This window comes from Blautia sp. Marseille-P3087 (assembly GCF_900120195.1).
Lineage (GTDB): Bacteria > Bacillota > Clostridia > Lachnospirales > Lachnospiraceae > Blautia_A.
This window is the reverse complement of the sequence record NZ_LT635539.1, coordinates 2,312,587-2,323,776: the sequence shown is the minus strand read 5'-3', so window position 1 is coordinate 2,323,776 and position 11,190 is coordinate 2,312,587. Positions and strand designations below refer to the sequence as shown.

General features: G+C 46.0%; 15 protein-coding genes. 5 read left to right on the top strand and 10 right to left on the bottom strand.

The features are described from left to right. Window positions 1–66 precede the first annotated feature (66 nt). Window positions 67–303, bottom strand: a complete 237-nt coding sequence (locus BQ7344_RS11075) for a DUF6061 family protein (protein ID WP_004843528.1) — start codon at window positions 301–303, stop codon at window positions 67–69. A gap of 318 nt (window positions 304–621) precedes the next feature. After that, window positions 622–954 carry a winged helix-turn-helix transcriptional regulator gene (locus BQ7344_RS11070; RefSeq protein WP_008373705.1) on the bottom strand — a complete coding sequence of 111 codons (333 nt, stop codon included), beginning with the start codon at window positions 952–954 and terminating at the stop codon, window positions 622–624. A gap of 142 nt (window positions 955–1,096) precedes the next feature. Here BQ7344_RS11070 and BQ7344_RS11065 point away from each other — a divergent pair, with 142 nt between their 5' ends. Next, window positions 1,097–1,450 (top strand): cupin domain-containing protein, encoded by a 354-nt coding sequence (locus BQ7344_RS11065; RefSeq protein WP_004614173.1) that lies wholly within the window; start codon window positions 1,097–1,099, stop codon window positions 1,448–1,450. 397 nt (window positions 1,451–1,847) lie between these two features. Here the strand turns inward: BQ7344_RS11065 and BQ7344_RS11055 are convergent, their stop codons facing one another. After that, window positions 1,848–2,027, bottom strand: coding sequence for a hypothetical protein (locus BQ7344_RS11055; RefSeq protein ID WP_072522598.1), 180 nt, complete (start codon window positions 2,025–2,027; stop codon window positions 1,848–1,850). Beyond that, window positions 2,024–2,332: a type II toxin-antitoxin system RelB/DinJ family antitoxin gene (locus tag BQ7344_RS11050; RefSeq protein ID WP_026649468.1), complete on the bottom strand. Its 309-nt coding sequence runs from the start codon at window positions 2,330–2,332 to the stop codon at window positions 2,024–2,026. The genes BQ7344_RS11055 and BQ7344_RS11050 overlap by 4 nt, the downstream gene beginning before the upstream one ends. Before the next feature lie 254 nt (window positions 2,333–2,586). On the opposite strand from BQ7344_RS11050, the gene BQ7344_RS11045 reads away from it, so the two are divergent. The 4 genes from BQ7344_RS11045 to BQ7344_RS11030 all read left to right on the top strand — a co-directional run bounded on the left by BQ7344_RS11045 (window position 2,587) and on the right by BQ7344_RS11030 (window position 5,840). After that, on the top strand, window positions 2,587–2,889 hold the full coding sequence (locus tag BQ7344_RS11045) for a hypothetical protein (protein ID WP_235816098.1): 303 nt from the start codon (window positions 2,587–2,589) through the stop codon (window positions 2,887–2,889). 54 nt (window positions 2,890–2,943) lie between these two features. Then, window positions 2,944–3,021, top strand: a complete 78-nt coding sequence (locus BQ7344_RS16975) for a TnpV protein (RefSeq protein ID WP_317258981.1) — start codon at window positions 2,944–2,946, stop codon at window positions 3,019–3,021. Window positions 3,022–3,226: 205 nt separating this feature from the next. Next, a complete protein-coding gene (locus BQ7344_RS11035; protein WP_083585531.1) occupies window positions 3,227–3,949 on the top strand; it encodes a TetR/AcrR family transcriptional regulator in 723 nt (240 codons plus the stop codon). Beyond that, a complete protein-coding gene (locus tag BQ7344_RS11030) occupies window positions 3,942–5,840 on the top strand; it encodes a hypothetical protein (protein ID WP_072522597.1) in 1,899 nt (632 codons plus the stop codon). The genes BQ7344_RS11035 and BQ7344_RS11030 overlap by 8 nt, the downstream gene beginning before the upstream one ends. Window positions 5,841–6,267: 427 nt before the next feature. On the opposite strand, the gene BQ7344_RS11020 is transcribed toward BQ7344_RS11030, so the two are convergent. From BQ7344_RS11020 to BQ7344_RS10995, 6 genes are all read right to left on the bottom strand, one after another. Further along, window positions 6,268–8,331, bottom strand: coding sequence for a recombinase family protein (locus tag BQ7344_RS11020; RefSeq protein ID WP_235816097.1), 2,064 nt, complete (start codon window positions 8,329–8,331; stop codon window positions 6,268–6,270). Between the two features lie 54 nt (window positions 8,332–8,385). Beyond that, a complete protein-coding gene (locus tag BQ7344_RS11015) occupies window positions 8,386–8,577 on the bottom strand; it encodes a hypothetical protein (protein WP_002596259.1) in 192 nt (63 codons plus the stop codon). A 70-nt stretch (window positions 8,578–8,647) separates the two neighbouring features. Continuing rightward, window positions 8,648–8,878, bottom strand: coding sequence for a YdbC family protein (locus BQ7344_RS11010; RefSeq protein ID WP_002596258.1), 231 nt, complete (start codon window positions 8,876–8,878; stop codon window positions 8,648–8,650). A gap of 45 nt (window positions 8,879–8,923) precedes the next feature. Continuing rightward, window positions 8,924–9,778, bottom strand: a complete 855-nt coding sequence (locus BQ7344_RS11005) for a ParB/RepB/Spo0J family partition protein (protein WP_002596257.1) — start codon at window positions 9,776–9,778, stop codon at window positions 8,924–8,926. An 8-nt stretch (window positions 9,779–9,786) separates the two neighbouring features. Further along, on the bottom strand, window positions 9,787–10,752 hold the full coding sequence (gene mobV / locus BQ7344_RS11000) for a MobV family relaxase (RefSeq protein WP_002596256.1): 966 nt from the start codon (window positions 10,750–10,752) through the stop codon (window positions 9,787–9,789). A 6-nt stretch (window positions 10,753–10,758) separates the two neighbouring features. Then, window positions 10,759–10,938: a hypothetical protein gene (locus tag BQ7344_RS10995; RefSeq protein WP_004613323.1), complete on the bottom strand. Its 180-nt coding sequence runs from the start codon at window positions 10,936–10,938 to the stop codon at window positions 10,759–10,761. Window positions 10,939–11,190 lie beyond the last annotated feature (252 nt).

Below are 11,190 nucleotides of genomic sequence, written 5' to 3'. Positions count from 1 at the left end.
TTTTATTTCAGTATATTCGCTATATTGATGGGATATATATTTGCATATTATTTATATGGATAAGGATTATAACTCTAGTGAGTCTTCTGCATCTACCCACATCTGTAAATTACCCTCAAGATATAATCTTGCATATTCCAAAGGCTCATCCACAGCCAATGAAGTAAGCGCACATTCTGATCCGTATGTGGTTTTTAGATTTTTTTCAGCTTTCCAGCAATCAATGCGAAGCATATATCCGGCACTTGTGTAAACATCAATACTATCGTGATTTATGTTGTATTCTGCATAAATTGTTCTCATCGTATCTTATCTCCATTTTCTTTTAATAATCAGTTATAGAGTTAAATATCGAAAACATTTCAATCAGTTCACCATGTCGTTATTGTTATACTGTGTTATGAAATTTTCTTTCCCTTATTTTTTCCCATATTAAGGTTCATGAAAACCAATGTGAGAATATAACACAAGGGAAAGAGTAAGGGAAAGCTCACTTGCTACAAACTTAGTATTTTCAAGGGTTTGCGAAGAATTTGATAATTAAATATAACAGTTATTAAATTTCCTAAAATATGTGAAATATCAACTTGAATTGTTCGAGCTCTTCAAATACTAACGTCCTTAATTCTGTTCAATAATTGATTTATAGTAGTTACCAAAGTCAGCAAGTGAATTAACAATTGGAAGCATTTTTGTTCCGAGTTCCGTTAAGCCGTATTCAACTCTCGGTGGCTGCTCATGGTAATCGTGGCGATATGCCAGCCCATCACTCATCATTTGTCTTAAACTATCTGTCAAAACCTTTTGTGAAATACCATCTATACTTCGTTGTAGCTCATTGAATCTCCATGGACGCTCTTTCAAGTTACGCAAAATCAGCAGTTTCCATTTTCCTCCGATAAGAGATACTGCTGTTGCAACTGGGCATTCCGGTAATTCTTCTTTTGCTCGCATAATTCTCACCTCCGATTCTATTGTAACACATTCATTTTTGAGTGTACAGTTACAAAAAGGTGCGTACTTGTTTTTGTATGTGTCTCACACTATACTAATACCAAGCAGCCAGAAACTACAAATTAACTATGGAGGTATTATTATGGCAAATTACACAAAAACAACTATTGGAAAGGAAAACCGAATTGAGCTGCATGAAAAGTTGTCTTTAACAGGTGCAGAAATCAGTTTAAACGAACTACCTGCAGGAGCAAATGTCCCATTTGTTCATTCTCATAAAGAAAATGAAGAAATCTATGGAATTCTTTCAGGTAACGGCAAAGCCATAATTGATGGAGAAGAAATCAGCCTTTCAACTGGAGACTGGCTAAAAATCGCACCTGCTGCAAAGCGTCAGTTTTTTGCATCCGATATTTCTGGAATTACTTATATCTGCATTCAGGTAAAAGAAAATTCTCTGGAACATTTTACAGCAGAGGATGCCGTAATCGGCTAATTAAAAGTATTTAGACACAGCAAATTTTGATTTGTATTTTTGTTTGTTTTAAAAATGGGCAATCCCGATTGGAATTGCCCACTCATTGCACTAATTATGCGGAAATCAATACATTCATTATCAGTTTTACCATCACATCTTTTTCTACACCAAATACATCTGTTTCAAAAGAATCCTTCATCTGACCAACCATCTGAACACACTCTTCATAAGTAATGCGGTATGCTGTAAAGCTCTGCCCCTTCCTGATAGCGAACAAATTTCTTTGCTATTTTCTTTGTTTTCTCTACATCTTTACGTGCATATCCCATACACGGCACCTCCTTGTTTGCATAAAAAAAGCAGCTAACCTATTTTTCATAGACTAACTGCTCGTGTTTTTGTTCCATATTCTGTTTTAATTTACTGAAACGTCTTCTGTTTGGCTTAACTGTTTATAAACATCACGTCCACCATACATAATCCGCTCTGCCTGTCCTGCAGCATTCTCCGGAGCTAACAGTTCCTCTGAAATATATCTGAAAATATTTCGCAGATCTTTCTTTGCTCCTGCTGTATACATCACTTTATATTTCATATACCAAATTCCCGTTTCATTTCTGCTTCAACTTCATCTGCTGAATACACTCTGCCAGCCTTAATATCTTCCATACCTTTTTCTATTTCTGCATTGAACTGTTCCTTTGTCAGAGAGCCATATGCAACAGGCTCCTCATAAGCTGGAAGTTTCATCTCAAAAGGAATTCCTCTCTGGAGTACAATCTGTCTCAGAAACATTCCTACTGCATTGGACATTGGAATTCCAAGTCGATCAAGCACCTGCTCTGCCTGTTCTTTTACTTCAGGTTCGACACGTGCAAATACATTTGCTGTTCTTGCCATAGATATCGCCTCCTCTTTTTTCTTCATTATATCTTGTTTGATTGCAAGTTGCAAGCGATTCGCAATCTATTTTCGTAATTTCATACACTGGCAGACGGCAGGTGGCAGATAGGGTATCTATAAAAATCTGTATTTGCTTCGATGACTCTGCCACCTGTCATTCTTTTAATCGAATACTGTTCTCCTGCTTTTCATTTACTTGATAAACTGATAAATCTTAAATACGAATATAACGGTTATACCGGAGATGAGAGATGGGCGATTATTACGGAATTATCGGTAAAAAAGCTTTGGGAGAAGTATCCCCTTGTTATAGAAAGATATTCTCCGTTTGTTCATCTTTCCATTGCACAGGGAGAGGTAATCGAAATGAGGACAAGTATGCAAAGAGAAGCAGTCGCACACTTGACTGCTATGGATATGACGATGAAATGTCATCACAGTTCCATAAAGAACTTGCCATTATGTTTGACGACCCGTTTGAAAGAGCAGAGGAAGAAAGGCTTACCTTGCAGACCTCAACGAGCAGGCAGAAGCAATGTTTTCTCGGCTGGTAAAGCAGCTTTTCGAAAAAAGAGGGCGTAACGGAAGCCCTCAAAGCGGAAAATCAAATGCTGTGGGTGCAGAGGATGAACAACATCCGTAGCGCTGCTATGGAAATCGTTTCGAGTGAGCTTATATACTGTTAATACTAAGTAAGAAAAGTCGCTGTCAACAGACGGCGGCTTTTCCTTTGCGGGTAGTATTCAAGAAGTCATAAAGTTCCGTGAGTAATGGAAGAAGCCAGCGTTTGCGGAAATGTCACAATTTAATGCGGAAAAATATCAAATGCCAGTTGCTTTTTCACTCTCAAGATGATATTATTAGTATATATACTAAAATATTTGAAGAAAGGTGATATATTTGCGAAGAGACAGCAGCGAAACAAAGAGGAAAATACTGACCGTATGCGTTCGTCTCTTTTTGGAGCAGGGGTATAAAAACACCACTGTCAGTCAGATTGTGGACGAGGCAGGTGTGGCAAGGGGAAGCTATTTGAATCTGTTTCCTACCAAGGACAGAATTTTGCTGGAATTGACCGAAACGATGTTCGGCGGACAGTTCGGCGTGGCAAGAAGCATTGCAGACAGCAAGCTGCCGTCGGTTTATGCCTATGCGGTGGAAACGGCGATTCAACTAACACTGACTGAACTGAATGAGAACCTGCGAGAAATCTACATTGAAGCCTATTCCCTGCCCGACACGTCGGAATATATTTACCTGCATACCACAGCAGAGCTGAAGCAGATTTTTGGTGAAAATTTTCCCGATGATACCGAGAGCGACTTTTATGAGATGGAAATTGGCACGGCGGGATTGATGCGCAGCTATATGGCGAGAAAATGTGATATTCATTTTCCGTTGGAACGCAAGCTCAGTCGCTTTTTGACGGCAGCAATGAGAGTATATCGTGTGCCAGAGGAAGAACAGGCAAAGGTGCTTGCCTTTATTCAATCACTGGATATTGAAGCAATTGCTACAGAGGTTATGTATAAGCTGTTTGCAATGCTGGAAATGAAATACGATTTTAAGCTGTCAAAGGACAGCAAAGGAAAGGAGAGGAAACTATATGAATAAGAAAATTTTGAGCGTTGTGCTCATACTGTGCGTGATGCTGGCTGTTATGCCTATGACGGCATATGCGGCGAATATTGCGCTTTGTCGTAAATGCGGCCAGATACAAACGGTAAGGGTGACTTATCAATACGCAAATGATAAATTGCACCGAACCGCTCTTACATGCACGGTGTGTGATAATACATGGGATTACTGGGAGTCACACATGTGGAGCGGAACGGCGACTTGCACAAGCGGAAGGACATGCACGGATTGCGGCGGATCTTCCGAACCGCTTGGGCACGACTGGGGCGCTTGGACGCAGAACAGCGATGAAAAGACCCACACCCGAATCTGTAAGCGTGACACCAGCCATACGGAAACCGAGAATTGCCACGGCGGCACGGCGACCTGCACCGCCAAGGCTGTCTGCACGGTCTGCGGCGGCGAATACGGCGATGCTCTGGGACATGATTTTACTACCAGTTGGACACATGATGATAACGAGCACTGGAAGCAGTGTTCCCGTTGCGATGCAAAGGATGACGTAAGCCCTCATACTTGGGACAGCGGTACGATAACAACAGCGCCTACCTGCACAAAAGCGGGCAAAAAGACATATAGCTGCACCAAGTGCGACGCAACAAAAATAGAGCCGATTCCAGCTACGGGCCATAGCTGGAAGTCCGATTGGACGTCCGATGCAACGCATCACTGGCATGAATGTGCCAATGAAAACTGCGATGTGACGGATAACGCGGGAAAGAAAGGCTACGCGGAGCACTCCGGCGGCAAAGCGACCTGCACCCAAAATGCCGTCTGTGAGTTTTGCAAGGCTGAGTATGGCGAAAAGCTGCCCCACGACTTCACGGCGGAGACCGTGGATGCAAAGTACCTGAAATCCGCCGCCACCTGCACGGAAAAGGCGGTCTACTACAAGTCCTGCGCAGTCTGCGGTCTGAGCTCCGAGGGCACGGCGGATGAGGCGACCTTCTTCTCCGGCAATGCGCTGGACCACGACTGGGGCGCTTGGACGCAGAACAGCGATCAAAAGACCCACACCCGAATCTGTAAGCGTGACACCAGCCATACGGAAACCGAGAATTGCCACGGCGGCACGGCGACCTGCACCGCCAAGGCTGTCTGCACGGTCTGCGGCGGCGAATACGGCGAGATGGCAGCACACAGCTTCACTGCTGAAAAAGCAGAGGCGCAGTATTTGAAGTCTGCTGCAACCTGTACCGAAAAGGCAATCTATTACAAGTCCTGCGCAGTCTGCGGTCTGAGCTCCGAGGGCACGGCGGATGAGGCGACCTTCTTCTCCGGCAATGCGCTGGATCACGACTGGGGCGCTTGGACGCAGAACAGCGATGAAGAGACCCACACCCGAATCTGTAAGCGTGACACCAGCCATACGGAAACCGAGAATTGCATCGATGCAAACAAAGACCACAAATGTGATATCTGCGATTATATAATCAGCGAGTGTGCAGACGATAACAAAGACCACAAGTGTGATTATTGCGGCAAGAAGCTGACTGAGCACACCGGCGGGAAAGCGACCTGCAAGGACAAGGCAAAGTGCGAAGTCTGCGGTGCGGAATACGGTGAGCTTGATGCGAAGAACCACACCGACTTAAAGCACTTCCCGGCAACTGCGGCGACCAAGACCACCGAGGGCAATATCGAGTACTGGTACTGCGAAGGCTGCGGTAAATATTACAGCGACAAGGACGGTACAAAGGAAATCAAAAAAGCCGACACCGTAACGGCGAAGCTGAAGGACGATTCCAAATCTCCGCGGACCGGCGATACAAGCAACCTTGCTTTGTGGATTGCCTTGCTGTTTGTCAGCGGCGGTGCAGCCATTGGCACAACGATTGTCAGCAGAAAGAAAAAGTACAACAGATAATTGAATAGCGTTCCCTTGCTCCAGCTTCCGGGCAAAACAAAAGCGTCGTAGCAATACGGCGCTTTTTTGTTACCGTGTGTCCAGCGAAGCTGGACCACACTAGCCGGTGTAAGTCCGGTCACGGTAATCGCCAGTGAGCCGTGTAGCTAAACTCGGTGCGTTGCAGTAATGCAGGATACTAAGCGAGTGGATAAAGTAACCTCGATAAGAGGGGCGAGCAATTATGCAGACCGTAACATAAAGTGAATTCTGCCGTATCGTTAAAAAAGGTCTCTGAAAAGAGAGCAAAGGAAAGCTGAACCTTGGGTATATGGGTGAAAGCCATGGAACGTGTGAAGAAACTGGAAAGCAGCACGGAGGAATCCCTCGGTATAGAGGAAACGGTATATATGAAAAGTGTGGTTCGGAACTGGAGAGACCCTACCCATCACCGAAAGGTAAAAAGAAAGCGTATAAGCTTGGCGAAATCGTATTTCTGATGGGAGGGAGTCGGAGAGGAACATAGTACCGATAATGACTGTGTAAGAAAACGCAGTCTATGCGTCAAGGGTCTGCTTTGTAACATAACGATAGATTTCCACCTTTGGATTTGAGTTGCCCTGACGGATAATTCTACCACTGCGTTGCTCCAAGTCAGTCGGTCATTTTTTGCGGACAGTTCAATACATGCCTGTCTGTTTCGCTCCCTGCTCCTGCGTTTGCTCTCGTTTGATTTCTCCCTCTGTATCTTCTTGGCACAAGCAGGACAATACTTCGATATGCCAGAGCGGGGAACATATTCAACACCGCACACCGTACAATTCTTAGGCTTTAACGCAGTCCACCGCTTTGTCGGTGTGATATGTAATTCACCGACAAAGCCGATGAATTTATAATAAATCTTGATTTCCTGCCGCACCATTCCGTCTGTAAGTTTCTCACGTTCCGAAACAAGTATCTTGTCTATAAGTGCGTTTATGATGGTTGCGTCCAGTTCCTTAATGCCTTGATAGTTGCGGATTAGGGAGAGGAAATCACGGACACCCTGCGTCTTCTCATAGCTGTCGCTGAGCGTTTCCGTTACCTCTTTCAGCCTTGCTTCAATTTCAAGCTGTTCTTTCTGGTATTTTCCCGACATCATCTCAAAATTCCGCTCGGTAATACGCTCCATCACCTTATCTTCATAGAGTGAGGAAAACAGCCTGTCCAGTTCTGCAAGGCGTTTGTTCAGTTTTCTTTGCTCCTTTTCCAGTGCCTTTGCCTTGCTCTGGTCTGTTTCCGTGAGCCGCTTTTCAATCGCCCTCACTGCCTTTTCATCATTGACTGCCATATCCGCAAATCGGTTGATGTCGGTGAGGACAGCGTTGAACAAGTCCCTCGCTTCAATGCTGTGTGCGGTACACATGATATTACCGTATCTGCCATAATTATTGCAGGAATATTGTACGCAGTCGATGATGTCGGGGCGTTTCCTCCTGTTGGCACTCATAGCCCGCATCGCATAGCCGCAGTCCGCACACTTAATAACGCCTGCAAAGATGTTCTCAAAGCCGCCCTTGTTTTCTGGTAATCTGCGGCTTGTAATAAGCTGCTGTACGGTATCAAATTCCTCCTGCGTGACTATCCCCTCATGGGTGTCTGGTATCACTTCCCATTCTTCGGGCAGCTTAGAGGGGCGTTTCTTGCTTTTCATGTTGGCGGCAATCCGCTTGTAGCCTGCAAGGTTTCCCGCATATATCGGGCTTCTTAAAATGCCCCTTACGCTGTTCTCGCTCCAAATATAACGGTTCTCCTCATTCTCCTCAAAATACCTCTCATAGCCTGTTGCCCCCTGCTCCGCCGCATAAGCGGCGGGGCGTAAGATATGCTGTTTGTTGATGTGCTTGCGGATTTTGGCGATTCCGTTGCCCGCTAACGCAAGGTCAAATATTTCCCTTACCACATGGGCAACTTTGTCATCTATCAGCAGATGGTTGTGGTCGGCGGGGTCTTTGACGTAACCGTATGGTGCTGTCGTCCCCATGAATTTCCCCTGCTGAAACCTCGCTCGGTACGCCGATTTTATCTTGACCGACACATCGGCGGAATACATTTCGTTTAGGATGTTGCGGAAAGGCGTGATGTCCATAGCGGATTTATTGAGCGTGTCCACGCCGTCATTGACCGCTATATACCTCACATTATGCTCTGGGAAAAACACTTCCAGATACAGTCCGCAATCAAGATAGTTCCTCCCCAGACGAGATAAATCTTTCGTGATAACGCAGTTTATCAGACCGCTTTCAATGTCCTTAATCATGTTCTGGAAACTTGGTCTTTGGAAATTTGTACCAGAGTAACCGTCGTCCACATACGTTTTTGCTAAGTGCCATCCCTGCTTTTTCACATAATCCGTGAGGATGGATTTCTGTGTCGCAATGCTCGCACTCTCGTTATCCGTGCCATCGTCTTTTGACAAGCGGCAGTACATGCCGACTTCATAAATCTTGTTCTCCATTCTTATTCCTGCCATACTGTAAAACCTCCATATCTGTCCTATCTGTTTTCATGTTCCATTGCGTACATTCTAAGCGGACAGCCCCTCATTGTCGAAGGTGTCGCCCTCGGCAATCTTCTTCCGAATATCCTCGGAAATAATCGGGATAAACGCTTCTGTGACTGTCTGCGTGCCGACATATTCACGGCTGATTATCATCTGAACTGGTGCTTTCGGCACGATACGCTTTCTCTTTTTATCTGCTTTCTTATCCTCGCCCATACTTAAATCTTCCTTTCCAGACAGGGCAGGAGAACGTCTGGAAACGCCCCGCCCTGTCAATCAGATACCATCAATCCCCGCTGTTTACTTCTTTCTGTAATGCTTCAAGGAGTGCTGCTGCTTCATCAGCGTTCAACGTGATACCCTTTCCGCACTTCTCACGGTTCGGGGAAAAGCTGCGGATGTCATATTTCGGCTCTCTTCCGTTCCATGAGATAAGATTGATTTCTTTTGTGTAGCCGCTGTCGCCCTTAGACAATACGGCGATTTCCTTTACAATCTCATACTGGATTTCTTTCATTCTTCATACCTCAATTTTCTGCATTTACCTCCCGAAAAGAGAAGATTAGCGGCTGTCCCTGCCCCGTTTCCTCTGCAATTCACGCTCCAAAAGTTTAATGATGGTTTCCTCCATCTGCTTCGGCGTTGTGTTCTTCGGAAAATACTTTTTCAGCTTGCTTGTGTTGATTTTCAAGGTTTCTTTCTGGTTTCCCTTTTCCTCCGTCATAATTGCAAATATCGTATCCATGTCAAGCCGCCCGCTCTGGCTTAGGCTTTTCATCCGCTGTGCCTGTGAGAGTGAGGGCGTTGCTTCTTCGCTCTCCATCGTGGCAAAGAGGTTTTCCTGCTCGTCTTTCTTCAAAAAGGACAGTTCCACCGCAGGCGTGAGGGCGATTTTCCCCTCGTCCACCATCCGCAAAATCGGCGGTATCAGTTCCGTCAAACGGATAAATCTTTGTACGGTCATCCTGCCTACGCCGAAGCCCTGTGCCACCTTGTCGTCCGTCCGCAACTTCGTCACAACTTGTGACGAGGTTAAGTCTGTGCGGAAACCCTGCCGCTTCATGGCTTCGGATTTCATCTTGTAGGCAAACGCCCGCTCTGATGGCAGGATATTCTCACGCTGTAAATTACTGTCTACAAGGGTGATGATGGCTCGGTCACGGTCTAAGGGCAGGACAAACGCAGGCACGGTATTTATCCCTGCAAGTTCAGACGCACGGACACGCCGCTGCCCTGCAATCACTTCATAGCCGTTCCCGTCCTCTTTCGGGCGTGTGATTATCGGCGTGACAATGCCAAATTCCTTGATGCTTTCCGCTAATTCTGACAGCGTTTCATCCTCTGCCACATGAAACGGATTGTCGGGAAACGGGTACAAGTCTTTGGTCTTTAACACCTTAAAATCCTGTTTCTTCATTCACATATCTACCTTTCTTTCGCTCTGCTTTTATGGTTTTTCTGCAATTCTTCCAACACTTCGGGCGGTATCTTTGAGAGCAGCCGCCCCATCTGCTCGTTGGTTCTCTGCAACTCAAATATCTTCTGGTTCGCTTTCTGCACCTTTAGTTCCTGCTCATACTTTTCATCACGCATACGCCCCGCATAGTCTGATTCCTGCCCGATTTGCTCCTTTAGGCTATTGATATAGGCACTCTGCTTACTGATTTCCTTTGAGAATTTCTCCACGTCTGGGAGCCATGCCGCAATCAGTTCCAGAGCCTTGTCACGCTTCTTCCCTGCATTAAAGGCGTTGATGTCGGACAGTGCAGACACAATTTCCTCATACTGTTTATCAAGCCTGCCGCCCAACTTATAGAGCCATGTGGGGACATGTTTCCGCTTCGTTTCCATTGAGGACTGACCTCTTTCAAGCTGATTCCACCGTGAGGACATCCGCTCATGGTAGGCGGTCTGCCATTCGGACAGGCTCTTTTGATTGCCTAAAATTGTTTTGGCAGACAGCTTATTGTCTGGTGTAATCGGCACAAAACAGAGGTGCATATGCGGCGTTCTCTCGTCCATGTGGACGACTGCGGAGAGGATATTTTTCTCCCCGACACGCTCTGAAATGAAATCCAGAGCCATCGTAAAATACGCTTTCTGTTCTTTGGGCGGCAGGCTGTTCATAAATTCTGGCGAAGCCGTGATAAGCGTTTCCACCATCATCACGCTATCTTTCCTCGTCCTGCACCCTGCTTCGGCTACCATGCGGTTAATCTCTTTCTTGTAGGTGTACCTCGGCGGATTCACAAGATGGTAGTTATCTTTCGAGCGTTCCATATCTATATCTGGATTGCTTTTATAGGCTTCTTTTTTACGCTCGTTGTGGCGTTCGCAAGCCGCAACGCCGCCCGCTTTGCGTTTCTGGAAACGCAGGATTGCATAGGGCATAATTCATCATCTTCCTTTCTTCGGCGGGTAAACTGCCCTTTGGGTGACAGCGGTGACGGCGGTGACAGCAGTTTTGGGATACCCCCTACCGACTGCCTCAACTGTCACCCTTATTCCCTGCATGACGGTCATGTCGATGATGACGGTGTTTTTGGAATACCCCCTCGCAAGAGCCGTCACCGTCATGCTGCCATTCTTTTATCCGAAGCGTGGAGCGTAGGATAAGCAGGGCGTAAGACCTGCCATAAGGGAGTCCAGAGGGAACGTCTGGCACACGACTTTGCAGGGCAAAGTGTAGTGTGTTACACCCTGTAAACGCAGTCGGAAAAATCGGAAGGATTTTTCTGACCGCAGGGGTGGTTTTACACGCCGAAAAGGGCGGGTAAATCCTACGCCTGCACTTTGCGTTTACGGGGTGTTCTCCCGCAGGGATGACAG